Below are 24,972 nucleotides of genomic sequence, written 5' to 3'. Positions count from 1 at the left end.
AGCAACTTTAAACTTTTAAACTTGAAACAATTTTTTCTAAAATCCACTTGGTTTCAAATGCAATCCGGTACTTTCGTCGAGTCCAAAGAGTAAGTTCATATTTTGAATGGCTTGACCTGAGGCGCCTTTGACTAAGTTATCGATAATCGAAGTAATCAAAATTCGGTTGCCTTTTTTCATCAAACTAATGATGCATTTGTTGGTTTGAACCACTTGTTTTAAATTAATGTTGGTAGTGGTAACTGTTACAAACGGTTCGTTTTTGTAAAAGGCTTCATATTTGGTCACAACATCCTCTAAACTTTCCTCACAATGGGTGTACAGTGTGGCAAAAATCCCTCTTGGGAAATCGCCTCTGTTGGGGATGAAAAGCAATTCGTTGTTGAAATCTTCTTGTACTTGGTGCAAACTCTCGCCAATTTCTCCCAAATGTTGGTGTTCAAAAGCTTTGTAATGCGACATGTTGTTGTTTCTCCAACTAAAATGTGAGGTTTCAGAAAGACTCACTCCAGCTCCTGTACTTCCCGTTGTGGCATTGATATGCACATCGCTATTGAGCAATTTAGCTTCCGCTAAAGGCAGTAAAGCCAATTGAATAGCGGTGGCAAAACAGCCAGGATTAGCGATGAATTGTCCATTTTTAATGGCTTTTTTGTTCAGTTCTGGTAAGCCGTATATGAATTTTTTACCCTCAAACACTTCGTCTTTTTTCAACCTGAAATCGTTGCCTAAATCAATGATCTTGGTATGGCTGGCAAATGTATTTTCGGATAAAAAGGCTTTGGATTTGCCGTGACCAAGACATAGAAACACTACGTTTACATTGGGGTTGATGGTGTCTGTAAAATTCATTTCAATATCGCCCAACACATCTTGATGCGCTACCGAAAGGGGTTTTCCCGCATTGGTGGTGCTGTACACAAAATCTAGCTTGGCGTTGGGATGAAACATCAAGATTCTGATGAGTTCGCCAGCCGTATAACCCGAACCGCCAATAATTCCAACATTAATCATAATTTTTATTTTTAAATATGTTGTAAAACTGAATGCGTTTTGTTGCTTTTCCTGCAAGGTCTTTTTTTGACCTTGTAGGTATGTTTTAGGCTATTTAATACCTACAAGGTTTGAAAAAAATCTTGCAGGACAAACCTGAAAATCCTACTATTTCCTCTTTAGCCCCGATAGTAGTGGAAATCCTTTGTGGGCTGGGGTTCAGCCTGCAAAGATTACTTCGTCAGTTCGCTTCGCTCGGGTGTAACGGATAGCGGGAACTAATGTCACCAAGAATGCCTGAACTTTCGCTCCTAAACAGTAATTATACTATTCGTAAGTTTCGTTATTCACAGATGAAAATATGTTTTGCGCATTGCCTAGAATTTTGATAAAGCCTTTCGCATCATCAGACGTCCAAGCATTGTTCATTTCGCCGTATTGACCGAAGCCGGTGTTCATTAAATCGTTTGGTGATTCTATGCCGTCTAAGCTGAAATGATATGGTTTTAAAGAAACCGTTACGGTTCCGTTGACTGTTTTTTGCGTGTCTTCTAAGAATGTTTCGATGTTGCGCATCACAGGGTCCAAAAATTGCCCTTCGTGGAATAGCATTCCGTACCAGTTGCCCAGTTGTTCTTTCCAGTATTGTTGCCATTTTCCCAGGGTATGTTTTTCTAATAAATGGTGCGCTTTGATGATGATTAATGGGGCTGCGGCCTCAAAACCAACTCTTCCTTTGATACCGATAATGGTGTCGCCCACGTGAATGTCTCTTCCGATGGCGTAAGCGCTAGCCAATTTTTCTAAGGCCACAATATTGTTAGAAGGTTTATCTGCTTTGCCATTTATGGCAACCAATTCGCCTTTTTTGAATTCCAAAGTTACTTTCTCTTCACCTTCTTTTTGCAATTGCGAAGGGTAGGCTTCGCTTGGTAAAGGTTGTCCTGAAGTTAAGGTTTCTTTTCCGCCCACACTAGTTCCCCAAAGACCTTTATTGATAGAATATTGTGCTTTTTCCCAAGAATAATGTACTCCGTTTTTGGATAAATAGTCTACTTCTTCCTGACGGGATAGTTTTAAATCACGAATAGGGGTGATGATTTCGATTTCGGGAGCGATGGTTTGGAAAATTAAATCAAAACGAATTTGGTCATTTCCTGCTCCGGTGCTTCCGTGAGCAATAGCTGTGGCTCCAACAGATTTGGCGTATTTTATGGCTTCGATAGCTTGAAAAACACGCTCGGCACTTACCGATAGCGGATAGGTGTTGTTTTTTAGAACGTTGCCATAAATCAAGTATTTGATGGCTTTGTCGTAATATTTGTCTAGAATGGTAAGGTTGGCGTGTTTGGCGCTTCCTAATTCGTAGGCTCTGTCTTCGATGGCTTTGAGTTCGGTTTCATCAAATCCGCCCGTGTTGATTAAAACGGTATGTACTTCGAATCCTTTTTCGTTTTTTAAATATTTTAAACAGTACGAAGTGTCTAATCCTCCGCTATAGGCTAATACTACTTTTTTATTTTCCATTGTATATCTTTTAATGTTTTGTGTCTGACAAAACGTTGATTTTAATTGTTTGAACTATTATTTTTTTAAGAAAAGGGCTTGTTTGATTTCTTTCAAACGATTCCAAATCCGGACATTGAACGGGTGTTTGGGCGGATTTTTTTGTTTTTCTTTGGGGTCATACAGCATTCCGGTACACAAACACATTTTGTAGTCTTTGCTTTTTAGGATTTCAAAATTGGTACAAGTTTGACAGCCTTTCCAGAATGTTGGGTCGGTAGTCAATTGCGAAAAAGGAACGGGTTTGTATCCTAAATCGGAATTGATTTTCATTACCGCTAATCCAGTAGTGATACCGAAAACCTTGGCTTCTGGGTATTTTTGTTGGGAATACTCAAAAACGAATGTTTTGATTTTTTTGGCTAATCCTAAATTTCTAAAGTCTGGGTGTACAATCAAACCTGAATGGGCTACGAATTGTCCGTGTTGCCAAGATTCGATATAGCAAAAACCGGCAAATTTTCCATCGATTATGGCAATAACCGCGTTTTCGGTTTCCATTTTCTTTTGGATGTATTCTGGGGTTCTTTTGGCTATTCCCGTTCCTCTTTGTAAGGCCGAGGTTTCAATTGTATCACAAATTTCTGCAGCAAAAGTATAGTGCTCTTTTTGTGCTACTACTATAGAAATATTCATTTCGGAATTCGATTTAGAGGTTAAAAATCGTTTGGTTCTTTTTTTTAAAGCAATCATAGTCAATGAGCTATTAAAAGTACCACATTTTTTTCAACTATTTTATTGTAAATAATTGAAATGTAGTGACTTATAAAATTATATTGAGTTTCAGTTAGATTTGAAACTCCATTAAAAAATGGATTTGATTTCAAAATGGTATAAATGAAAAAGGATAAAATATAGAAAAGACTTTTTTGGAAACTATAGGCATAGCATCCGCACTTCGGGAGAAGTAGCAAGTAAATTTATCCGGGAGATAGAAGTTATATGTAAACTTGTATTTTTCATCGATGCAAATTTACGACATAAAATTTTATAAAAAATCAAATTTTGCTAAAAATTGTTAAATTTCAACAAAATTTATTTTTTAAAGCAAAAAAAGTGACTTTGAAAGTCAAAATCACTTTTTTTGTGGTAATAGGGGGAAGGATTGTTTTTTGAAAAGCTACTTTTCTTATTCGAATCGATTTGTATTCATAATATCTTTGATTTTTGACTTTAAATCCTCTCCTGCGTCATACACCATTTGTTCTGAAGTTGGAAATGGAACGGCTCTACGATCAAATGTAGGGTAGTAGCTTTCTTCTGATGCTCTTCGGTCTCCTTTGTAGGTGGCATAAATGTTTTCGAAAACAAACTCGCTAGTAACAGGGTAGGATTGAAGTAATTGATTTCCTTTTGTTGAAACAAATTCAACCTTTGCGGTTACTTGACACGTTTTAAGTTGACGGAATTCATAAATTTGAACCGTTACTTTTTTGAAGTTATCGACCAAAACCTCTTTGCCATTTTCGTCTACTACTACTTTACCATTGGCATCGATTACTTTTTTGTATCCGTCTTTAATATCGCGTTCTTTGATGAATTCACGTTCTTTGATTTGTTCTGGTGATACCAAAATGTTTCGGAACAGAATCATCATAGAAAAGTCGTATTTGGTTCCTTTTTGAGGTGCATTGTGATATACAATCCAAGGGTTATTCAAACGATACGTGCTGAAGTCCAACAAATCGCTTTGAAGACGATCTGGAATAATCATATTGGTTTCATTTTTGGTTTTTACCAAAACAAAATCGGTTCCTTTGAATTTGGCTTCATCTAATAATCGGTTTACTTCTTTGTAATTTGGACTAATTTTATTAAGATAAGTCAATTCTTCAAAAGCATTTCTGTAATTTACTTTGATATTGGTTTTCATCAATTGTAGTGCCTTTGTGTACAAGTATTCGGCTAGTGCGGCTTTGCTAGATACGATTTGGCTGTTGTAATTGTCAAAAGGAAAAATAGCATTGCGTCCTTCTTTTATTAAAAATAAAGGAAGTACTGGTTTTATCTTTTCTTGGCGGTCGTGCAATTGAACATAATAATTGTACAACTTTTCGATTTGATTGGGATTGGATTCAATATTTAGCATTTGAATAGTATTCAAGTCTCTCTCTTTAGCTTTTGCAAAGGCTTCTTCGAGTAGGTAAATGTAGTCTTGTTTTCCCTTTTTGTCTTTGTTGGTTCTTAAGTTAGCCAAAGCGTTGTTGATGGCTTCGTCATAGTTTCCGGTACTAACTAATTGTTGGGTTTGTTTTACACCACAACTACTAATAATTAAAAGGAGTAGTAGGATAAGAGTAGTTTTCTTCATACTTAATGTAATTTCTGGGGTTAAAATTTGATTTTGGCTCTTTTTTGGAGATGCCAAATATAGTGCCAAAAAAAATCCGACAATTCAATTTGTCGGATTTTATTTTTTGCTTTTAGATTTATTCTTCCATGGTGTGATACACGTTCATAACGTCATCATCTTCTTCAAGTTTTTCAATCAATTTTTCTACATCAGCCATTTCAGCTTCGGTGAGTTTTTTAGTGATTTGTGGAATCCTTTCAAAACCAGAAGATAAGATGTCTAAATTTCTGTTTTCTAGTTCTTTTTGAATGGTTCCAAAACTACTAAATGGAGCGTAAATTAAAATACCGTCTTCATCTTCAAAAACTTCTTCGGCACCAAAATCAATTAATTCTAATTCTAATTCTTCGGCGTCGATACCTTCTTTTGGAATTCTGAAATTACAAGTATGGTCAAACATAAATTCAACTGATCCTTGAGTACCCAAAGTACCATTGCATTTGTTGAAGTAACTTCTTACGTTGGCAACAGTTCTGTTGTTATTGTCAGTAGCAGTTTCTATCAAAATTGCGATACCGTGAGGCGCGTACCCTTCAAACAAAACTTCTTTGTAGTTAGCCGTGTCTTTATCAGTTGCTTTTTTAATAGCTCGTTCTACATTTTCTTTAGGCATATTAGCTGCCTTGGCATTCTGGATAACGGCTCTTAGTCTAGAGTTGGCGTCAGGATTTGGACCGCCTTCTTTTACGGCCATTACAATATCTTTACCTATTTTAGTAAAAGCTTTGGCCATTGCAGACCAACGTTTCATTTTTCTACCTTTTCGGAATTCAAAAGCTCTTCCCATTTCTATTTTTATTTTGAATTGCAAAAATACAGTTATTCCTTATTTTACCAAATTCATTTTGGATTCTTTTGCCTGATTTTTACACGACAATTTATTATTTTAAAACAAAGTAGTCGTTTATAATATGGATGGCTTCGTTTAAGTAGTGATTGTTTTTTAATGTCTTGATTTGTGCTTCTTTGACGGTTCTTTCTGAAGGGTAAACCCCCAAAAGGGATTCGTTGAAAGAAGAGTTTTTTACATTCAAATTGATACTTTCGTCTTTAAAAGCATTGATGTTTTCCCATAGGGTAGTAACTGCTTTTTGTTCTTCAAAAACAGTATTAATTTGCATTGGAATTATTGTGTTTGGATTTTTTATTACTTCATCAATTTTTTTGTTCAAAGCAATAACATTATTAAAATAAGAGTCTGTAAGCACTCGTTTCTGGCTGTTTTTGGTTAATTGATGAATTAATTTATTTTTTACATAAGGAGTAAAACGAATCGAAGTAGGTAATACATCGTTTTTGAAGGCCGTTGGATAATCCTTTTCTTTTTGTATAATCGATTCATAAATTACTGGAACTTGAACATCAGGAATTACTCCGATACTTTGATGGCTTTTACCTGTAATTCGGTAGAATTTATTGATGGTTACTTTTACAAAGTTTTCTTCTTCGTTTTCTAAAGGTAGAATAGTTTGCATGGTTGCTTTGCCGAGTGTGCTACTTCCGATGACCATAGCGCGGTTATAATCTTGTAAAATAGTAGCAAAAAATTCACTTGCTGAGGCTGTATTTCCATTTACTAAAATGATTACTGGACCTTTGTACAAATAACCACGATAAGGGTCTTGAATAATTTGTTGTTTTTTGGTATTGTCTACGACTATAGAAATTGGACCGTGGTGTACGAATAAACCAGCTAGTTTGATGGCTTCTTCCATTGAGCCGCCACCATTATCCATTAAATCAATAACTAAACCATCGATGTTGTCGTTTTGTAGTTTTACGATTTCGGTGCCTACATCATCAGCACAACCAGTTTTGTCATTGCTCTCAAAATTGGAGTAAAAACTAGGAATTTTGATGTAACCAATTTTATTTTTGCCTTCAATAACATAGCTAAAAACGGTATTTTGCTCGTCTTTGATGACTTCTTTTTCTAGTGTCACACTAAAACTTTTTTCGCCTTTTCTTTTGATCATTAAAGTGATGATTTTATTGGCGTCAGAAATGATTAACTCGCCAATTTCCTCGAGAGAGGCACAGGTTACTTTTAATGTTTCTTTCTCGTTGGCTATAGACAGAATTTGATCTCCTTTTTTGAGTTTACCATTTTTAAAAGCGGGACCATTTGGATCTATTTCGTCAATGATGATTTGATTTTTTTCGTTCAAAGTCACCAAAAAACCTAGTGATAATCTTTCTTTGGATAATGAGGAAACAAAATTAGATTTACTGTCTACGCTAAAGTAATTGGTATGCGGATCAAAATAGGTGCAGAAATAAGAATAAATTTTTTCTGCAATAGTGCTTTTTCGTTTGAGTTGAGCACTTATTTTGCATAGCTCATTTTGAATTGCGATATCTTTATTATAGCTGCTAAGTGATTTAAAATGGGTTTGAATAGAATCTAAATTTTTGCTGCTAGCAGCAACTTCCGTTAAAACATCAAAGCGTATTTTTTTTCGCCATATTTTCTCAAAATCATTTTCTGTCATATATACCGGGAAGACTTTTTTGTACATTCTGATGGTGTCTGGAACAGAAAAATCAATACTGTCTTTTTCTAATTTTTCTAAAAAGGTTTTGTTTCTAAGAAGTCCTTTTTGGTATATATTTTCGAATGTAGTAATGAATTGGCAATCTTCTTTTAGGATGAGATTGTCAAGTTGTAAGCGATAATTTTTTGCTAATGAATCGTATTCTGATTTGAAAAACAGATTGCGGGCAGGATCTAGGTCATTAATTAGATTATCAAAAACAAAAACCGATAGACTATCGTCTACCGGTTTGGGTTGTACATGCTCTTTTTGAATAAGTGCATTTATTTTAGAAAGGATTTTACAAGCAGCAACATTATTTTGAGCCCATATTTGGCTAGAAAAAACTAAAGCTACCAGTAAAATTTTTTTCATAATGTTTATTTTTTGTAGAAAGGTAGTTTTACCACTTTGGCTGGTACATCATTCTTTCTAATTCTTATAAAAATATCGCTATCAAGGGCACTATTGGCTGTTGTAACGTAGCCAAGGCCTATTCCTTTATTCATAGAAGGTGACATGGTTCCAGAAGTTACAACACCGATTACGGTTCCATTTGCATCAACAATTTCGTAATCATGTCTTGGTACGGCACGTTCTTGCATTTCAAAAGCTACTAATTTCTTGCTTACTCCAGCTTCTTTTTGTTTTTTTAAGTTTTCTGAATTAGTAAATTCTTTTGTGAATTTGGTAATCCATCCTAAGCCAGCTTCAAGCGGTGAAGTTGTATCGTTGATGTCATTTCCATACAAGCAGAATCCCATTTCTAAACGCAAAGTATCTCTTGCTGCAAGTCCTATCGGTTTGATACCAAAAGCCGCTCCTGCCTCAAAAACTTTGTTCCAAATGGTTTCTACTTGGTCATTTTTACAATAAATTTCAAAACCTCCTGAGCCAGTATATCCAGTTGCAGAGATGATAATATCTTGGAAACCTGCAAATTCAGCTACTTCAAAATGGTAGTAAGCAATGGCAGATAAATCAATTTTAGCCAATGATTGCATAGCTTCAACTGCTTTTGGTCCTTGGATGGCTAATAAAGAATAGTCGTCAGATAAGTTTTCCATCGTTACGCCCAAATCATTGTGAGCGGTAATCCAATTCCAGTCTTTTTCAATGTTTGAAGCATTAACTACCAAGAGGTATTTTTCTTCTTCCATTTTATAAATGATTAAATCGTCTACGATTCCACCTTCATTATTAGGTAAACAAGAATATTGAGCTCTTCCAATAGTTAGCGTTGAGGCATCATTTGAAGTTACTTTTTGAATCAAGTCTAGTGCATTTGGACCTGAAAGAATAAATTCTCCCATATGCGAAACATCAAAAACACCCACTCCGTTACGAACAGTCTCGTGTTCTACATTTACTCCTTCGTATAGAATTGGCATATTATATCCTGCAAATGGTAGCATTTTTGCTCCTAAACCTTCGTGTATGTGCGTAAGCGCCGTATTTTTCATTGTGTGTTTTTGTATAAAATTTTAGTGGCGCTAATTTATTGATTTTATTTCGTGTGGCAAAGAATTAGCTAGCGATATTCGAGTCTTGGATGGGTAGTAATTTTTAAATTATTTGCAATGAAATTAAAAATCATTAAGATTTTGAAATAAACGAATATAAAATCGAATCATATTATGGTAATTTTCTATTCCGACATGTTCGTCAAATCCGTGAATATGTTCCAAGTCGGCATTACTAAAATGCATGGGGATAAATCGTAGGATATTATTACACGTAAGGTTAAAATGTCTTGAATCGGTTGAGCCAATAACCAAAACGGGTGCCACCAATGCTTTAGGGAAAATTTCGTTGCAACTTTTTTCTAAAGCTCGGTACCCCACTGACTTTTTTTTGGCAATGGGTGAGGCGTTGACAGCTTCGCCTTTAAAACTTGCCTTTATCTTAGGATTATCAATGACTTTTTTGAGATAGGGCATGATGTCTTTAATGGAGTCGCCAGGAATTAATCGGAAGTTGATAGTGGCAGAGGCTTTATGTGGTAGTACATTTTCGGATTCACCCGAAGTAAACATGGTTGTGGCTGCTGTAGTGCGGATTAATGCATTAGTGGAATATTTTTTGGATAATTCTTTTTTGATCAAGCCACCAAAAAGCCAACTGTTTCTAAAAATAATTTTCTTTGAAAAATCCATTTCAGTAGCAATTTCGTCAAACATTTTTTTGGCTAAGCCGTGATAGTGTGCTTTGAATGGTTTGTTTTCAATATTGGCTATTGCCTGACTAAGTATACCGATTGCTGTATGTTTCGATGGCATAGAGGAGTGCCCGCTTTCTTGATTGACGGTCAGTTCTACGGTGGCATATCCTTTTTCGGCTATGCCAATGAAAGCAATAGGTTTAGCAACTTCAGGAATGATATCAAGTCCAACGCCAGGACCTTCATCCAAAATAAATTCGAATTCTATTTTGTTTTTCATGAACCAATCTGCAATTTCTTTGGCACCATTGCCATAAGTTTCTTCGTCATCACCAAAGACAAAATAAGTGGTTCTTAGTGGTTCAAAATTGTTTTTGATAGCATATTCAGCTGCTTCGAGTAAACCTATTAGTGAGGATTTGTCATCGAGAGTGCCACGACCGTAAATTTGTCCGTCTTTAATTACACCACCAAAGGGTGGAAAATTCCATTTGTATTTTTGATGTTTGGCAGGCACTACATCTTGATGTGCCATGAATAAATTAGGTTTTAAGTTTGGATTTAGACCTTCCCATTTTAAGAGAATTGAGTGGGAGTTGAAAGGAATTTCAGTACAGGTTTCAAATACTAAAGGATAGGTTGTTTTGAGAAATGCTTTAAATTTTTTGAATTCGGCATTGTAAAAAGTCAAAGAATCTTTTTTGGAAACGGTTTCGAACTGAATAGCATTGACTAAATGTTGTGTGGCTGAATCACTGATGACAATATTTTCGTAGGTGATAATTTTTTTTTTCTTTTTTCGTAGGAATTGTGCTTGTAAAGTAAAGGTTATCAATGAAAAAAATACAAAACAAAAGAATCTCATCTTTTCCTAAATTTTAATGAAAAATAGTACAGTGTTCGAAGGCTAATGTAGATAAAAAATGTTAATTATTTGATAAATGTTGTTTTTTTTAACGCAAAATATCCTTTTTGTTTTTCTACTATACTTCAGCCATTGCTCTTTATGTAAAAGCAGTTATGGTCAAACTCGGATTAAAACCAATTTTAGCCGAAATCATTCTTTCATTACAGATGTATCTGTATTTATACTGGTTTTAGAAAAACCCTCAAGGTTAATGAACCTTTTGCCTTTTTCGGCCAATTATAATACCGAAATAGCACCTGCAAACACTGCCCATAATTACATAATCATAATCAAAAGATGTTGCGATACTGATTTTAATGAGATGATTTGGTTTGTGTATTAAATTTTTGAAGTTGACTATGCATAATGAAAAACCATAAAGGAGGCACAAAGGATAAGAGCATCATTCCTGGATAACCTGTAGGCATTTGTGGACTTTCTTTGTGGTGCCTGAGCAATTGGTATTTTTTGCTAGCAATATAATGATGATCAGAATGTCTGGATAGTTCTAGAAGGAGTAAGCGTCCAATTGGATGATTGGAATTCCAAGAATGACAGGGTAAAGTTCGCTCATAACGTTCTCCTTTCTTATTTCTTTTTAAACCATAGTGTTCAATATAATTTACGGTTTCTAAGAGCAAAATTCCCATACAAGCTCCAGCCAAAAAGTAACCTACAGTGCTTAAGTCAAAAAATAAATAGACAATGATTACTAGAAGTAATTGAATAAAATGGAATGCTAGCATCTGGTTTTGATAACTCCAAAATGTTTTTTTTAAAATTTTTAAGCGACGCGCTTCTAATTGCCAAGCCGAAAGCCATCCGTTAAAAATAGAACGCACATAGAACGCATATAAAGTTTCGCCATACTTGCTTGATGCGGGATCTTCATTGGTTGCTACATTTTGATGGTGTCCTCGGTTGTGCTCGATATAAAAATGCATATATAGAGAAGTGAATAAAAGCATTTTACTCATCAGTCGTTCAGAGTAGGAGCTTCTGTGTCCTAACTCATGAGCGGCATTTATTCCTAAAACTCCGCAGGAAATTCCATAGGCTGTGGTCCAACCTATTTTAGTAGCAGTTGTGTAGCTTTCGGAAGAGACTTGAAACAAGAATAAAATTAATATACCATACTGAATCGGTACTAATCCATAAAGTAGCCAATCATATATTGAATCTCTCGAAGCAATTTCTTCTTCTATTTGACTTAGGTTATAATCATTTTCTTTGGTGAATAATTCCAGTATTGGTATGAATAGAAAAACAAAAAATAGAGCAAAATAAGTCCAATAAGAACTGCTAAGTAATGAAACGATTACAACTAGGGGAGTAATGTAAACCGAAAGATATTTCCATTTGATGAGTTTCATATTTGATACAAAAGTTAATTTTAATTGCTATTGCAAACGCGATATGTATTATTAAGTCTATTACAAATATGGGGTAAAGTATATCATTTTTTTAGACGCTACCGTTTATTTTTGCTCGTTTGATGGCATTTCCATAGCCAATACCATTTTTTTTATTTCATCAAAATAGCTAACTAACCATTCGTACTTAAGATTTTTATCGGTTACTTGTAGGTAGAAGTTTTCTATCGTTAAATTTAAAATGATTTTTGCTAAATTTTTTTTGGAATTCAGTCCCAAAGCTTCCGTCCAAATAGGGAGTAAGGCTTCTTCTACAGGTTGATTTGCTTCTAGAAAACATTTTTTGAAAGCTGCATGATCTCTATGAATTCGCAAATGTCTATTGAAAAGAATATCAGTCTTTGAAGCTATAAGCAATTGGATCAAATCAGGATCAATTGTTTTACAACTCTTGGCTTGAAGTGCGATTGCTTTAGATTGTTTAATATGGTATGCTAATAATTGGTCGGTAAAAACTTCAATATCGGCAAAATGATGATAAAAAGAGGATTTGTTTTTGGCTACTTTCCTAGCTAATGATTCAATTTTTAAACCATTAGGCCCTTCATTTGCAAATAAATCGTAACCTATTTTTATCCAAGGATCTTTAATTGTTTCTTTCATGTCTGGAGGCTAAGCAATACGAATGTGAAGTAATTTTTTTAAGCTCAATCGTAAATATAGTCCAAATAACTAGATTTTGTTTCAGTTTAAGCCATCGTAATCAATTTAATGTTTTCTTCGATTTCTCAGAATGCCTCCGCTGGCCTCTTTGATAAATTGAATATACGTGAAGGCATGAGGATCAATATTTTCTATTTCGTTTTTAATACGAAGTAATTCAAGTCTAGTTACAATAGTTACTATTACATCACAATCAACTTTTACCTCAAAGCTTTCAGGTAAATAGCCTCGTTCACCTTTTATCACCGTAATTCCTTTCCCAAATTTTTTTACAATTAGTTCCTTTATTTCTTGACTTTTTGAAGAAATTATATGTAGTGCAGTGTATTGTTCTACTCCATGCGAAATATAGTCTAAAGCCTTGACTGCAGAAAAATAAGTAACAATAGAATATAAGGCAGTAGCTATGCCAAATGTCCAAGCTGCAGCCAAAAAAAGTAAAGTGTTTATGGCAAAAATAACTTCGGAGACATTAAACCCAATTTTTCGCGTGGTTAGCAAAGCCAAAATCTCAATTCCATCGGCCACAGAGCCACTCCGAATGCATAAACCCATGCCAACACCAATTAAGCAACCACCAAATAAAGCAATCAACAAAGGGTCTGAAGTTACAGCATCAAAATGAAAAAAAGTCATTCCAATCGCGATAAGTAAAAAAGTAATGAGACTTTGTATGGCAAAGGTAATTCCCAATAAGCGATTGCCTAAAAATAAAAAGGGAATGTTGAGAATGAGAACTAATGCACTAAAAGGCCAATGCGTAATTTCATGAATCAAGATTGAAATTCCTATAACACCTCCATCCAGAAATTTATTGGGTATCATGAATCCTTTCAGTGCCAGAATTATAAAAGCTACCCCAATTAGATTTAGGGATAGGTTTTTTGGATGAAAAATTTCTTTCCAATCCACTGTTTTTGGAATTTGATGCATAGATTGTGGTTTTTATGCCTAAAATTAATTATTAAATTTTAATTTACTCATTTTCAGTGTTTTATTTTTTGTAATCCTCGAGAAAGAATTGCAACAAGACTGTATGCTAATGTTTTTGTTTTTTATGTTTAAGCTATTTATAAAAGCTGTATCTTTGATTTGATTTTGTTATTTGCCTCAAAATCAGGTTTTTGTAATCTACTATGTTACTGTTCTAAAATTGTTAACTTAAATTGATGTATCATGGGGCGAAGAGTTAAAATTGAATTACATGTTGAAGCAAGTCGATTGTTTCAAATGACCAATCCATCACAACAGGATATACACGATCGTTGCTTCTTATCAGATGATAATAATGGTTTTACTGATAGTGGCAAAATTGAAGACTTTATTTCCAATGTTTATCTATCACAAGAAATTGAGTGGGTAGGTCTTACCGATGACAAGTGGTATTCTATTGCCATTGACAGTATTGTTTACGATTTGGATTTGAATAACAATGACACCGAAATGTGCTTTGGGAATGACGAGTCTGATGATTATGTAATTAAAGGAAAAGGAGGAATTTCAGGCAATGTAGTAGCCACTGTCAAGGATCGAGAAAGTTTGATTGGAAAGCAAAATATCTACAAAATTCACTTTACGGTTCATTATAAAACGGAGTCAAAATCATATTTGATTGATCCGAAAATAGCCATCAATCCTTAATTCAATTGTTTTATATTTTGTTAAGAAATACATTAGTGTCAAGAGTAGTACTCATCGCTGTTTTTTTGATATCTGGAACAATAGAAGCACAAGATCAAAAAGTAGCCGATAGTTTAGCGCTTATTTACAAAAGAGGTGGAGCTACCACAGTCGAGCAATTAGAATTACTTCGCAATTTAGCTTTCAACGAACTCAATAATATATCTATAGCCATTAAGTATGCCAATGAGTTAATTGCTTTATCAAAGAAAGAAAAAAACAACTTGTATTTATTTAGGGGCTATTATCTCAGAGGTCATAAACACAAACTTAAAGGCGATTTACAAGAAGCTCAGAGTGATTTTTTGGTTTCAATAAAAATTGCTCAAGCTTCCAAGAATATAGTGGGCGAAGGGATTGCGTATATGGAAATGGCTAATGTTTTTTCGGTTATGAAAGAAACCGAGAAAGCTTATGCTTATTACAACAAGGCAATTACTATTTTGCGTAAATCAAAGGATAAATTAAAATTAGCCTCAGCCTTATCAAATTTGGGTGACGAGTACTTAAAAAATAACGCATTAGAAAAAGCGTTTACTTGCTTTTATGAGTCGGGGCAACTTTTTGAAGAAGAAAAGTATACAAGTGGCATGGCTTACACCTTAGGTAGTATGGGAGTTATATATTTTCAGCAGGGAAAGGATGAGTTGGCCGAGAAAAATTTAAAAAAAGCGATACACCAGCTTGAACCCATTGAGGATTATTATGGGATATCTGAGTATTTAATCAATTTATCTACTGTTTATCAAAAACAAAAAAAATGGAATATGGCACTTAATGCCGCTTCCAAAAGTTTAGAATTGGCCCAAATAAATGGGTACAAGGACCAGATAAGCACAGCCAATTTACAATTGTCAATTTTGTATGAGAAAAGTAATAATTCGAACAAGGCATTAGAATTTTTTAAGGCTCATGTTGCTTACAGAGATAGTGTCACGAATGTTAAAACCGTACAGAAGCTTGCCGATTTGCGAACCAATTATGAGGTTTCAAAAAAGCAAGCAGAGGTAAATTTACTCGAGAAAGAAGCAGAAATTCAACAACTCAAAGCCAAGAAGCAGCAAAACATAATCTATGTTTCAATCATAACACTTTTTTTGATTGTTTTACTAGTAATTGGATTGTATAGACGCTATCAATTTATAAAGCGAACCAATGCTATCATTGAACAAGAGAGAAAGCGCTCCAATGATTTATTATTAAATATTTTGCCAGAAGAAACAGCAGCAGAACTCAAAACATATGGAAAAGTAAGGGCGCAAAAGTTTGAGTCAGTAACCGTCTTGTTTACCGATTTTGTTGGATTTACGGCTTATGCAGAAAATTTACCACCCGAAAAATTAGTAGAACGAGTTGATTTTTATTTTTCAAAATTCGACGAAATCATTGAAAAATATGATTTAGAAAAAATTAAAACGGTTGGAGATGCTTACATGTGTGCGGGCGGATTACCTTTTGTAACTTCAGATCATGCATACAAAATGATTTTGGCTGCTCAGGAGATTATTCAATTTGTTTCGGAAGTGGCCAATGAAGTAAAAACACAAAATCATTTTCAAATCAGAGTTGGCATTAGTACGGGACCTGTGGTTGCGGGTGTAGTGGGAACCAAAAAATTTGCATATGATATTTGGGGCGATACTGTGAACATTGCTTCCCGAATGGAATCCAATTCAGAAGCTGGAAAAATTAATATTTCTGAGCATACCTATGCATTGGTAAAACAGTATTTTCAGTTCGAATATCGAGGTGCGATTGAAGTGAAAAATAGAGGCAAAATGAACATGTATTTTGTACATCCAAAATTTGACAGTAAATCGTAAGGATGAATGCAATTTTAAGAAGTAATTTTTTTCTCCAAAACCATAAAATCAAGTGGGGCAGCGGTTAGAGCCTTATCTCCTTCACCAAAAGGAAAAGGTTCGCGCAATCCTGTATCTTCATATCCGTTTCGCATATACCAAGCCAACAATTCTTTTCGGATGCCAATCACAGTCATTTGAATAGTTGTCAAGTTCAAAGATTTTGCGTGCTCTTCAGCAGCATGCAATAGTTGCTTGCCAATGCCGCTATTTTGTAATTCGGGAGAAACAGTGAGCATACCAAGGTATAAGACGTTTTTTTTGTCAATTAATAATACACTTCCAATGATTTTTTCATCACTGGTAAATTTGAATAAATAATGATTCGGTGTGTTGATAATAGCTTTTAATTCATCTGGAGTCGTACGCGTTCCTTCAAGCAAATTTGCTTCGGTAGTCCATCCTTTTTTAGAAGTTTCGCCACGATAGGCCGAGTTGATTAATACCGATAATTCTGCAACATCAGCGATAGAAGCTTGGGTAATCATAAGTAGTTGTAAATAGTTGAATAATTATTCTTTTGGCAGGGGTGCGCCTACGGCAATATCACAACGGTGTTTGGGTTGACCATGCGGTGGATTCATACCTTCTGGTGTAGGAGCAGCTTCGGGTGTGGTGGCTAAAAGTGGCGGTACATTGCTGCCATTAGCTACTGCAGGAGTGGTAACAACTGTAGTTTTAGGAACAGTGGCAGTTTTCGCTACAGGTGAGTTCAATGGTGCACCTACTGGAATATCACATCTATGCTTGGGTTGTCCGTGTGGAGGATTCATGCCAGAAGGAGTTACTGTTGTGGTTGTGGTTGCCTTGGCATTTGGATTTTTTACCAAAGTATATTTGTATTGGTACATGACACTCTCTTTTTTTTCTTCTTTTCCTACATAGGCAGAATTACTAGAAATAGCAGGCGTAGAAGCATTGGCTGGAGTAGCAGCCATTTGTGTAAAAGGAACTACATTGGTTCTTCCGTTGGTAGCAGATGTTTCTTCTTCTTTTTTACATGAAAAAAGAGCCAAAGAAGATAGCAGTAATAGAGAAAAAGACGCTTTCATTATAGTTTCATTTTAGAAAGTTCAAATATAAAATATAATGATATAGGTTTTATGATTTTAAAGATACAGTTTTTAAGATTTTCTAACAGCATCAGGTGAGCAGATATCATCCTTTTTTAGCTTCCTTCTTAAGCAACGCAATTTGCCCTAAATGATAATGACAATGCTCAATTACACCGATTAAGTTTCTGTAGTAGTTCCCATATTTTGCTTCCACAAAATCTTCAAAAAGACAACTATCAGGCAATTGCTCAATCAATGTTGCAAAAAGCTGCACTTCTTCCCATGATTTATTTTTCAATTGTTCCCAATCTGCTTCGCATGTAATTTTTGGACTATCAAAGCTAAATTTGTCTTTAATATCAAGACTTCCGCCTTGCAAAACTGGAATCAATCCTCCTATGTAATAATTGCAATGAAACAGTAAAGTGGCGATGCTATTTCCTTCTTTCAAGGCAAAATTGGCTTCTTGCCAACTCACATCAGCCAATTGGTCTTTAAAATTGGAGGTGGCCCAATTCCCACCAAAATATACTTGTTGCAGGTGTAATGCGATTTGTGTAGTGATACTTTTGCTCATTTCTTTTGCTAAAAATTAAATTACAATTCATTTCCTTACGTTATAAAAGTACAATTTATTCTCTTTGTTAGGAGCAGACGATCGTACTATTATTCACGTTTGGTCCTGCTCTCCATTATATCTCTTGTAGCTTAAAGAAACGCTACAAGAGGATGCCATTGCGATCAGGGCTATACTACAAGTTATTGTTTTCAGATTATACTCTTTTTACGCGGAAAAGAATATTTTTTGTTTTTTTTAACATTAGTGCTATAAAATCATAGCGTTTAGTTAATAATGTTAAATCAAAATGAATGTCTTTATGAGTTTTGTAAATTTGCAAGCGATTTAAAATCAATGTGATATGTGTTTTTTTGTATCTAATAAACTGAAAATCACAGTACAGCTTATCAAAATTTTAATTTAAAAATTATGAAATCAAGACTTTCCATTTTAACAATATTAGCTGTCCTTTTTTTTGTTTCCTGTTCTTCTAATGATGATGAAAATCCGAATGGTTCTTCCAATTCCATAATCGATGTAAATAATAGTACCTCAGAGTTAAGCAAAAGAATAAGTCTAGAAAATTCGGGTGTTGTAAGCATAAACAAAGTAACACCAGTAGGTAGATCAGCAAGTGATAGTAATGATTTTCCTTTGGTACAAATTGCTGAGGTAAATGCACCAAAAGATGAATCGGGAAGACAATTACAAGCCAACCATGTAGCTGTGCATGATAAATATGCTTATGTAGCCTATACTTCGCAAGGAGAAATTTATTCTGGAGCCGTAGATGTAATAGACATTACAGATCCTTACAAACCAAAAATTGTAACATCTGCTTTGATAAAAAATACTGATATCACTTCATTAACCTATGCCAGTGGCAAATTGTATTTAGCGGGAGCAACAGATGTTGATAAAGATCCTACACTGACTAGTCCAGCAATTGTTATTGTAATGCAATTAAGCAATGGATTGCTTACAGAAAATTATACTATAGTACCGCTTGAAGGTCAAGTAACAACAGATGTTGTTGCTAATGATAATGCTTTTTTCTCTGTAACAGGTGATAATGGTAAAGTTTTCAAACATTCGATTGGATCTAATCTATTGGCAAATAGTGTGGCGCAACAAGACTTACGTTCAGCATTACTAGATCAAAATGAACTATTTGTATTAAGCGGTACCAAAGGGATAAACGTGTATAAAGAATCTGATGGTAGCTTTTTGCGTTCTTTTACCACAACAGTAGATGTTCCTGAAGCTAAGCGTACCATGGATGTGTTTGGGCAAAAAATAGTGGTAGCCGAGGGGTTTAGTGGAGTTGGAGTATACAATAAATCTACAGGTCAAAAGTTACAAACGCTTCCAATTGTTGCTGCAGGAGGATTCGATCCAAATGATGTGGTAACCAATGCTGTTTCTATTAATGACGACAAAACTTTTGTGGCCAATGGTGCAGCAGGAATTTCAGTTTACGAAAATGACAATCAATTAGATTGGTTAGGTAAAATGGATATTGTTGGTTCTTCGAATTATGTAAAAACAAAAGGAGATTATATTTATGTAGCTAGTGGAAAAGGAGGATTGAAAATCATAAAAATGGAAGGAAAATCCAAACCAACTGCCTGTGTAGGATATCCAGTTTACACCGGTAGTGCTAATTTGATATTGAATTCAAATCAAAATGCATCGTATTCGGGCAGTACAGCTTTATCCTCAATCATTGTTAATTCTAAAGCAACTTTGATTCATTGTGGTGCGCTTTCGGTTCAAAATGATTTAACCCTCAATAGTAATGGTACTTTCGAAATGAGTGGTACTTTGAGCCAAGGACGTTATGGACAAAATACCCGATTAACCATTAATAGTAATGCCGAGATGAAAGTATCGGGAGCTGTAGTGATTTATGGCGATTTGGTTTTAAACAGTAACGCTAATTTGACTTTTGTTGGTTCAGGTTCTTCCATCACCATTTATGGAAAAGTGACCAAAGGCAGTAATGTAAAAATCACAGGTAACTTCACAGACACGGAAAATAAATTATAAAATTAGTTAGTTGTTAGTTTGAAGCGCTCAGTCTTGTCGAAAAACGAGACTGAGCGTTTTTTTCTATTTCATTTTAGCTAACACAAATTTGTGTATGTTGATTCATTTTATTCGTGTTCATTGGTGCAATTCGTGTTTTATTTTTTAGGTAACACTAATCTGTTCAATCTGAGTAATCTGTGTTGATTCATTTTATTCGTGTTCATTGGTGCAATTTGTGTTTTATTTTTTAGGTAACACTAATCTGTGTTTATTTATTTTATTCGTGTTCATTGGTGCAATTCGTGTTCATTGGAGCAATTCGTGTTTTATATTTTAGTCAACACAAATCTCTGCAATCTGAGTAATCTATGTTGATTCATTTATTCGTGTTCATTGGTGCAATTCGTGTTTTATTTTTTAGGTAACACTAATCTGTGCAATCTGAGTAATCTGTGTTGATTCATTTATTCGTGTTCATTGGTGCAATTCGTGTTTTATTTTTTATGTAACACTAATCAATTCAATCTGAGTAATCTGTGTTGATCCTTTTTTTCATAGGAGTTCCTATTCATAGTAATAAATTCTTTTGGCTTTTGTATCTTTAAGACAAATCCAAGCCCAATGAAAACCCCTCTTTACATTGACCTTTCCGAAGCTAAAAAAAGATATCACATCATCCCATTGAATACCCACAAAGGCGTTCAGGGACATTCGTTACTAATCGGTGGAAGTTATGGCAAAATTGGTGCAATAACCTTAGCTTCTAGAGCCGCTTTGAAAACCGGATGTGGATTAGTGACTGCTTTGGTTCCAAAATGTGGCTATGAAATCCTGCAAATCGCCAATCCCGAGGTGATGGTACTCACAGATACAAATGAAAAGCACCTTTCAGAAATAGCATTCAGTTTAGTACCTGACGCTATCGGAATTGGCCCTGGTTTAGGGCAAGAAGCAGCGACTCAAAAAGCATTGCAAAAGTTCCTTACCAGTACTACAAAACCGCTAGTTATTGATGCCGATGCGCTTAATATTTTGGCACAAAATCCTACTTGGTTAACGCTTCTTCCGCCCGAATCGATACTAACGCCACATCCCAAAGAACTCGAACGATTGATAGGCAAGTGGCAGAGTTATGAGGAGAAACTAATCAAAACCTTTGCTTTTGCGCAGCATTATCAAATAATAGTGGTGTTAAAAGGCGCACCTACCCAAATCGTATTTGGAAAAGACCTTTATGAAAATACTTCGGGCAATCCAGCTTTGGCTACCGCAGGAAGTGGCGATGTCCTAACCGGGATAATTACAAGTTTATTAGCTCAATCGTATGCTCCAATTGATGCGGCAATTTTAGGCGTTTATTTGCATGGCTTAACAGCTGATATCGCTTTGCCCAAAACAGGTTATCAATCCTTTATCGCTTCAACCATTATCAAGTATCTTGGCAAAGCATTTTTAGCTTTAGAGAAAGGGGAGTAGTGATTTACATACGCTATCATGAGTAAAATACTAATTTCATATATCTGTTCCAAAATCCGCTTGTTTTTAGCAATTTGCACACAACTGTTTGTTAGCTTTAGTAAGTAATTTATTTTTTTTCTTCAATTATCAGCCATCTTAGTGAAACATTTAATGAATTTAAATTATTCTAGTCTTGATGTGATATTGTTGATAATCACTCATGACGCTGGGATTAAAGATGCGTAATCTTTCGGTTAAAAACAAATGTTTCAAATACAAACTATTTTCAAATTAAACCAATTGCCCAGCTTGCTTGTAGCGTGTGTTATAGGGCGGTTGTTTAGTCGAAATTACTGTTAAACCGCAAATTTTTCACGCCTCTGTTGGCCAATTCTACCTTTCACACTTTTTCAAGTTAGAGTAGGAGAGTCCCAATTCTAGGTTTGCTTCTCCTGTTCACATTCTTTAAAGTCTGCTTTTCAAGTTTCTCTTGGCAAGTTCCACTTTTCACGCTTCTGTTTTTCACGCTTCTGTTGGCAAAGTTCGATTTTCACACATCAGTTTTTCGTTTGCTTGTCGTTAGAATCCGATTTTCCAACGTTTGTTAGCGCTTCCAATTTTCACGCTTCTGCTTTGAAAACATTCGGCGGAAACAACTGTTAATTTTCAAATTGGATTTGTCTGCGTAATTTCGGCTCAACTGCCCTATAACGTCCCCGCGCTACACGCAGGCTGGGATTAAAGATGCGTAATCTTTCGGTTAAAAACAAATGTATCAAATACAAACTATCTTCAAATTAAGCCAATTGCCCAGCTTGCTTGTAGCGTGTGTTGGCAGGCGTTTATTTTTCTTTATTGATTTTGAATTTCGTTTTTTGTTCTTCTTCTAAATTCGCCCATTTCTTCAATTTTGCGTCAAAATTTCTCCAACCAAATGTATTTGCAAAAATCCCCAGAGGCATTCCTATTATTGTTCTAGTATATTCTTTTGGATTTCTTTTATAATCTTGGTAAAATCCAAAATAGAAATAGACTCCTATAAAAGTTATAATGAAAAAAAGAAAAATAATTTTTGTCATTTAGAAAGTATTTGATTTTATAGTAAAAGCGATTAGAATTCCAACAACATGCATTCCAATCACATAATATTTCCAATTCGGCCTTTTTATCCAGATATAAGCATAAATCGGAATTTCAATTATTGCTAATATTAGTGCCGGAATTCCAATAATATCTTGCAGTTCGGAAATTATCATTGTGTAAGGATAAAATATTTTTGCAGGCATGTATGTCCCGTGTCCGCCACCAGCCAACATTATAGATATAAAAAGTAATAAAATTGTGATTATTATTGTTTTCGTTTTCATGTTTAAATGTCTGCCAACGTTCTGGTACTACAGCGGGTTTGGGTTCTAAATTAAGATTTATTTTTCGGTTATCGCTAAACTGCCAAATACAAGACCATTTTCCAATTAAGCCAAATGCCCAAATCCGTTGTAGCATCTATGTAAAAGCATAACTTAGAGTTACCAAAAACGAAGATTATGCAATTACAAGATGCCTTAACTATTCCAAAGATATTCATTGGTTTAGACATTCACAAAAAAAGCTGGAGCGTTTCCATTCAAACGGATCTATTTTTTCACAGAACGTTCTCGATGCCTTCTGTTTCCGAGGATTTGTACCAATATGTGGAGCGGACATTTCCTAATCACGAAGTGAATTTAGTTTACGAAGCAGGTTGTTGCGGTTTTTCCGTGGCGCGCTATTTTTTGAACTTAGGTTGGGAGGTTTTGGTTGTCAATCCCTCTGACATCAAAACAGGAGACAAGGAGCGTTATCAAAAAACAGACGCCTTGGATGCTAGAAATTTGTCCAATCAATTAAAGTCTGGAGTGCTCAGGAGCGTTTATATTCCTAGCGAAGCACACGAACAGTTTACCACTTTGGCCCGTCATAGAACCCAAGTTACCAAGAAACTCCGACAAAGTAAATTGCATATCAAAAGTATGTTGCTCTTTCATGGTATAGCGATTCCAGAAGAGTTTGATAATTCGAATTGGAGCAAAGATTTCATTGCATGGCTTGAAAATATAAAATTCAGTAGCAGTTGTGGAGAATTGGCTTTGCAGGGCAAGCTACGGATGTACAAATTTATCCGATCAGAGTATTTGGAAATTGCCAATCAAATGCGTGCTCATTGCCGAAAGACCCAAAAGAAAGATTATAATCTTTTGAAGAGCATCCCAGGAATTGGTGGTTATCTGGCCAGTGTAATTCTGGCCGAGTGTGGCGATTTGCGCCGATTCAATAACGAGGGACAATTCAGCTCTTACATCGGATTGGTTCCTGGGATTTACAATAGCGGCGGATCAGAAAAATGTTTGGGAATAACCCCCAGAAGTCGTTCCCAATTGCGAAGTTATTTAGTGGAAGCGGCTTGGGTTGCCATTAGAAAAGATACCGAAATGCAGCAATATTTCCGCAAACATCAAGGCAAGAATGTAAAGAGTGTCATCATTAAAATAGCTCATAAATTAGCACGAAGAATACTCTCGGTAATAAAAACGGAAACTCCGTATCAAATCAATAGAAATTTAGTGTTAGAAAAATAAATAATGTTCTTAAAAAAGCTCAACCATGACAGAAAATAGACTGCAAAACAGCTAAGGTGGTTCTATAAACGAAGCCACATTTTGTAGCAGGCAGCTATTTTTTATTCTTGCAATCATACAGATGCTGGTGGCTGCACAAAACAGACCACATATAGGAGTGTGAGCCTTAAGAATTTAAAAAGAAAGACTATGAAATAAAAGAGATATCAATGCGTGGCATTATTGAAAAAGTTAGAATAACTTTTTCAGTCCAAGCCTTCGGCGGACAAAAAGTTGTTTCCAACTTTTTCAACAAGCCGTTGGAACGGCATTTTATTCTCGAAAAATAACCAACATATAACCCTCTCAAAAGTTGTGAATAACTTTATGATGCTTTACATAGGAGTAGCTGTTGTGTGCAGGTTTTTTTATTTCTTAAAAGTCCAATTCCACGACTTTTCAGCTTCTTTTTGAGTTAAAGCTTTTATGACTTTATTTTTAAAATATACTTCTACAAGCGGGAAATCAATTTGGTTTTCTCCAGTTAAAATTACTTTTCGATTCAAAATTTTACTAATTTCATTCATAAAATTTATTAAATTATTAAAAGTATGGACTGAATTAATTTCTTTTGGGTCAATGTCAAACTCTATTTCTTTATCATAAAAAAAATGTGTGTTTATAATTGTTTTTTCGATGATTATAGAAGCTGTTTTACATTCCATTTCTTTAGTTTCATCAACTAATAATTCAGTTATGTATTGCTTGTCAATTTTATTTATGATTTTATTTTCTCCTATTGTACCAAACTGTATTATATGATTGTCATTTAAAAAATCTATTACTATTTTCCAATCTTCAAGATTTACATTTTCCACGTAAATATCTCTTAATGCTCCATCAGGTTCAAATATCCATTTTATTTCTTCCCAATTTATTGTCATATTAATTTCCTTATCAGATTTCTTTTAAAACGTAAACGTCTTTTAAACTTGCACACAACGTTCCCGCGCTACACGCAGGCTGGGATTAAAGATGCGGAATCTTTCGGATAAAAACAAATGCATCAAACACAAACTATCTTCAAATTAAACCAATTGCCCAGCTTGCTTGTAGCGTGTGT

At 34.9% G+C, this 24,972-nt stretch carries 22 protein-coding genes; 5 read left to right on the top strand and 17 right to left on the bottom strand.

Annotated features, from left to right (window positions below; genetic code table 11):
- Positions 1 to 36: 36 nt before the first annotated feature.
- The 11 genes from argC to ACZ1AQ_RS14675 all read right to left on the bottom strand — a co-directional run bounded on the left by argC (position 37) and on the right by ACZ1AQ_RS14675 (position 13,543).
- A complete protein-coding gene (argC, locus tag ACZ1AQ_RS14725; RefSeq protein ID WP_489633624.1) occupies positions 37 to 1,014 on the bottom strand; it encodes an N-acetyl-gamma-glutamyl-phosphate reductase in 978 nt (325 codons plus the stop codon).
- Between the two features lie 306 nt (positions 1,015 to 1,320).
- A complete protein-coding gene (locus ACZ1AQ_RS14720; protein ID WP_489633623.1) occupies positions 1,321 to 2,520 on the bottom strand; it encodes an argininosuccinate synthase in 1,200 nt (399 codons plus the stop codon).
- A 57-nt stretch (positions 2,521 to 2,577) separates the two neighbouring features.
- Positions 2,578 to 3,195: a GNAT family N-acetyltransferase gene (locus ACZ1AQ_RS14715; protein ID WP_159684929.1), complete on the bottom strand. Its 618-nt coding sequence runs from the start codon at positions 3,193 to 3,195 to the stop codon at positions 2,578 to 2,580.
- 493 nt (positions 3,196 to 3,688) lie between these two features.
- Positions 3,689 to 4,870 (bottom strand): hypothetical protein, encoded by a 1,182-nt coding sequence (locus tag ACZ1AQ_RS14710; protein WP_489633622.1) that lies wholly within the window; start codon positions 4,868 to 4,870, stop codon positions 3,689 to 3,691.
- 118 nt (positions 4,871 to 4,988) lie between these two features.
- The gene (locus ACZ1AQ_RS14705) at positions 4,989 to 5,699 is read right to left on the bottom strand and encodes a YebC/PmpR family DNA-binding transcriptional regulator (RefSeq protein WP_489633621.1); all 711 of its coding nucleotides are present in this window, start codon (positions 5,697 to 5,699) and stop codon (positions 4,989 to 4,991) included.
- Positions 5,700 to 5,793: 94 nt separating this feature from the next.
- Positions 5,794 to 7,821: a S41 family peptidase gene (locus ACZ1AQ_RS14700; RefSeq protein WP_489633620.1), complete on the bottom strand. Its 2,028-nt coding sequence runs from the start codon at positions 7,819 to 7,821 to the stop codon at positions 5,794 to 5,796.
- Between the two features lie 5 nt (positions 7,822 to 7,826).
- On the bottom strand, positions 7,827 to 8,909 hold the full coding sequence (gene gcvT / locus ACZ1AQ_RS14695) for a glycine cleavage system aminomethyltransferase GcvT (RefSeq protein WP_489633619.1): 1,083 nt from the start codon (positions 8,907 to 8,909) through the stop codon (positions 7,827 to 7,829).
- Positions 8,910 to 9,032: 123 nt separating this feature from the next.
- Entirely contained in the window at positions 9,033 to 10,472 is a 1,440-nt protein-coding gene (locus ACZ1AQ_RS14690) for a M20/M25/M40 family metallo-hydrolase (protein ID WP_489633618.1), read from the bottom strand.
- 356 nt (positions 10,473 to 10,828) lie between these two features.
- Positions 10,829 to 11,887 carry an alkane 1-monooxygenase gene (locus ACZ1AQ_RS14685; RefSeq protein WP_489633617.1) on the bottom strand — a complete coding sequence of 353 codons (1,059 nt, stop codon included), beginning with the start codon at positions 11,885 to 11,887 and terminating at the stop codon, positions 10,829 to 10,831.
- 105 nt (positions 11,888 to 11,992) lie between these two features.
- Positions 11,993 to 12,550: a TetR/AcrR family transcriptional regulator gene (locus tag ACZ1AQ_RS14680; RefSeq protein WP_489633616.1), complete on the bottom strand. Its 558-nt coding sequence runs from the start codon at positions 12,548 to 12,550 to the stop codon at positions 11,993 to 11,995.
- 105 nt (positions 12,551 to 12,655) lie between these two features.
- Entirely contained in the window at positions 12,656 to 13,543 is an 888-nt protein-coding gene (locus tag ACZ1AQ_RS14675; RefSeq protein ID WP_489633615.1) for a YitT family protein, read from the bottom strand.
- 243 nt (positions 13,544 to 13,786) lie between these two features.
- Here ACZ1AQ_RS14675 and ACZ1AQ_RS14670 point away from each other — a divergent pair, with 243 nt between their 5' ends.
- Positions 13,787 to 14,251, top strand: a complete 465-nt coding sequence (locus ACZ1AQ_RS14670; RefSeq protein ID WP_489633614.1) for a hypothetical protein — start codon at positions 13,787 to 13,789, stop codon at positions 14,249 to 14,251.
- A 35-nt stretch (positions 14,252 to 14,286) separates the two neighbouring features.
- Positions 14,287 to 16,113, top strand: coding sequence for an adenylate/guanylate cyclase domain-containing protein (locus ACZ1AQ_RS14665; RefSeq protein WP_489633613.1), 1,827 nt, complete (start codon positions 14,287 to 14,289; stop codon positions 16,111 to 16,113).
- Positions 16,114 to 16,127: 14 nt separating this feature from the next.
- Here ACZ1AQ_RS14665 and ACZ1AQ_RS14660 read toward each other — a convergent pair whose 3' ends face one another.
- The 3 genes from ACZ1AQ_RS14660 to ACZ1AQ_RS14650 all read right to left on the bottom strand — a co-directional run bounded on the left by ACZ1AQ_RS14660 (position 16,128) and on the right by ACZ1AQ_RS14650 (position 17,784).
- Positions 16,128 to 16,640 carry a GNAT family N-acetyltransferase gene (locus tag ACZ1AQ_RS14660; RefSeq protein WP_489633612.1) on the bottom strand — a complete coding sequence of 171 codons (513 nt, stop codon included), beginning with the start codon at positions 16,638 to 16,640 and terminating at the stop codon, positions 16,128 to 16,130.
- A 24-nt stretch (positions 16,641 to 16,664) separates the two neighbouring features.
- Positions 16,665 to 17,204 (bottom strand): hypothetical protein, encoded by a 540-nt coding sequence (locus tag ACZ1AQ_RS14655; protein WP_489633611.1) that lies wholly within the window; start codon positions 17,202 to 17,204, stop codon positions 16,665 to 16,667.
- 106 nt (positions 17,205 to 17,310) lie between these two features.
- Positions 17,311 to 17,784: a DUF1572 domain-containing protein gene (locus tag ACZ1AQ_RS14650; protein ID WP_489633610.1), complete on the bottom strand. Its 474-nt coding sequence runs from the start codon at positions 17,782 to 17,784 to the stop codon at positions 17,311 to 17,313.
- A 411-nt stretch (positions 17,785 to 18,195) separates the two neighbouring features.
- Here ACZ1AQ_RS14650 and ACZ1AQ_RS14645 point away from each other — a divergent pair, with 411 nt between their 5' ends.
- Both ACZ1AQ_RS14645 and ACZ1AQ_RS14640 read left to right on the top strand, forming a co-directional pair.
- Positions 18,196 to 19,815 carry an LVIVD repeat-containing protein gene (locus ACZ1AQ_RS14645; RefSeq protein WP_489633609.1) on the top strand — a complete coding sequence of 540 codons (1,620 nt, stop codon included), beginning with the start codon at positions 18,196 to 18,198 and terminating at the stop codon, positions 19,813 to 19,815.
- A 603-nt stretch (positions 19,816 to 20,418) separates the two neighbouring features.
- Complete coding sequence (locus ACZ1AQ_RS14640; RefSeq protein ID WP_489633608.1) at positions 20,419 to 21,273, top strand: NAD(P)H-hydrate dehydratase; 855 nt, start codon at positions 20,419 to 20,421, stop codon at positions 21,271 to 21,273.
- 824 nt (positions 21,274 to 22,097) lie between these two features.
- On the opposite strand, the gene ACZ1AQ_RS14635 is transcribed toward ACZ1AQ_RS14640, so the two are convergent.
- A complete protein-coding gene (locus tag ACZ1AQ_RS14635; RefSeq protein ID WP_489633607.1) occupies positions 22,098 to 22,334 on the bottom strand; it encodes a hypothetical protein in 237 nt (78 codons plus the stop codon).
- Positions 22,335 to 22,622, bottom strand: a complete 288-nt coding sequence (locus ACZ1AQ_RS14630; protein ID WP_489633606.1) for a hypothetical protein — start codon at positions 22,620 to 22,622, stop codon at positions 22,335 to 22,337.
- Between the two features lie 177 nt (positions 22,623 to 22,799).
- Here ACZ1AQ_RS14630 and ACZ1AQ_RS14625 point away from each other — a divergent pair, with 177 nt between their 5' ends.
- On the top strand, positions 22,800 to 23,870 hold the full coding sequence (locus ACZ1AQ_RS14625) for an IS110 family RNA-guided transposase (RefSeq protein ID WP_489633605.1): 1,071 nt from the start codon (positions 22,800 to 22,802) through the stop codon (positions 23,868 to 23,870).
- A gap of 407 nt (positions 23,871 to 24,277) precedes the next feature.
- Here the strand turns inward: ACZ1AQ_RS14625 and ACZ1AQ_RS14620 are convergent, their stop codons facing one another.
- Positions 24,278 to 24,793, bottom strand: a complete 516-nt coding sequence (locus ACZ1AQ_RS14620; RefSeq protein WP_489633604.1) for a hypothetical protein — start codon at positions 24,791 to 24,793, stop codon at positions 24,278 to 24,280.
- Between the last annotated feature and the right edge of the window lie 179 nt (positions 24,794 to 24,972).

It is taken from the genome of Flavobacterium sp. UM26 (assembly GCF_057922445.1).
The sequence above is the reverse complement of the archived record's forward strand: the minus strand, read 5'-3'. Positions and strand labels throughout refer to the sequence as shown.

What these genes read in the sequence shown, in the direction of transcription:
- ACZ1AQ_RS14670 (WP_489633614.1), top strand. Translation starts at nt 13,787, where the DNA reads ATGGGGCGAAGAGTTAAAATTGAATTACATGTTGAAGCAAGTCGATTG.
- ACZ1AQ_RS14675 (WP_489633615.1), bottom strand. Translation starts at nt 13,543, where the DNA reads ATGCATCAAATTCCAAAAACAGTGGATTGGAAAGAAATTTTTCATCCA.
- ACZ1AQ_RS14655 (WP_489633611.1), bottom strand. Translation starts at nt 17,204, where the DNA reads ATGAAAGCGTCTTTTTCTCTATTACTGCTATCTTCTTTGGCTCTTTTT.
- ACZ1AQ_RS14645 (WP_489633609.1), top strand. Translation starts at nt 18,196, where the DNA reads ATGAAATCAAGACTTTCCATTTTAACAATATTAGCTGTCCTTTTTTTT.
- ACZ1AQ_RS14705 (WP_489633621.1), bottom strand. Translation starts at nt 5,699, where the DNA reads ATGGGAAGAGCTTTTGAATTCCGAAAAGGTAGAAAAATGAAACGTTGG.
- gcvT (WP_489633619.1), bottom strand. Translation starts at nt 8,909, where the DNA reads ATGAAAAATACGGCGCTTACGCACATACACGAAGGTTTAGGAGCAAAA.
- ACZ1AQ_RS14715 (WP_159684929.1), bottom strand. Translation starts at nt 3,195, where the DNA reads ATGAATATTTCTATAGTAGTAGCACAAAAAGAGCACTATACTTTTGCT.
- ACZ1AQ_RS14720 (WP_489633623.1), bottom strand. Translation starts at nt 2,520, where the DNA reads ATGGAAAATAAAAAAGTAGTATTAGCCTATAGCGGAGGATTAGACACT.
- ACZ1AQ_RS14700 (WP_489633620.1), bottom strand. Translation starts at nt 7,821, where the DNA reads ATGAAAAAAATTTTACTGGTAGCTTTAGTTTTTTCTAGCCAAATATGG.
- ACZ1AQ_RS14685 (WP_489633617.1), bottom strand. Translation starts at nt 11,887, where the DNA reads ATGAAACTCATCAAATGGAAATATCTTTCGGTTTACATTACTCCCCTA.
- ACZ1AQ_RS14625 (WP_489633605.1), top strand. Translation starts at nt 22,800, where the DNA reads ATGCAATTACAAGATGCCTTAACTATTCCAAAGATATTCATTGGTTTA.
- ACZ1AQ_RS14650 (WP_489633610.1), bottom strand. Translation starts at nt 17,784, where the DNA reads ATGAGCAAAAGTATCACTACACAAATCGCATTACACCTGCAACAAGTA.
- ACZ1AQ_RS14660 (WP_489633612.1), bottom strand. Translation starts at nt 16,640, where the DNA reads ATGATTACCCAAGCTTCTATCGCTGATGTTGCAGAATTATCGGTATTA.
- ACZ1AQ_RS14680 (WP_489633616.1), bottom strand. Translation starts at nt 12,550, where the DNA reads ATGAAAGAAACAATTAAAGATCCTTGGATAAAAATAGGTTACGATTTA.
- ACZ1AQ_RS14710 (WP_489633622.1), bottom strand. Translation starts at nt 4,870, where the DNA reads ATGAAGAAAACTACTCTTATCCTACTACTCCTTTTAATTATTAGTAGT.
- ACZ1AQ_RS14620 (WP_489633604.1), bottom strand. Translation starts at nt 24,793, where the DNA reads ATGACAATAAATTGGGAAGAAATAAAATGGATATTTGAACCTGATGGA.
- ACZ1AQ_RS14690 (WP_489633618.1), bottom strand. Translation starts at nt 10,472, where the DNA reads ATGAGATTCTTTTGTTTTGTATTTTTTTCATTGATAACCTTTACTTTA.
- ACZ1AQ_RS14635 (WP_489633607.1), bottom strand. Translation starts at nt 22,334, where the DNA reads ATGACAAAAATTATTTTTCTTTTTTTCATTATAACTTTTATAGGAGTC.
- argC (WP_489633624.1), bottom strand. Translation starts at nt 1,014, where the DNA reads ATGATTAATGTTGGAATTATTGGCGGTTCGGGTTATACGGCTGGCGAA.
- ACZ1AQ_RS14640 (WP_489633608.1), top strand. Translation starts at nt 20,419, where the DNA reads ATGAAAACCCCTCTTTACATTGACCTTTCCGAAGCTAAAAAAAGATAT.
- ACZ1AQ_RS14630 (WP_489633606.1), bottom strand. Translation starts at nt 22,622, where the DNA reads ATGAAAACGAAAACAATAATAATCACAATTTTATTACTTTTTATATCT.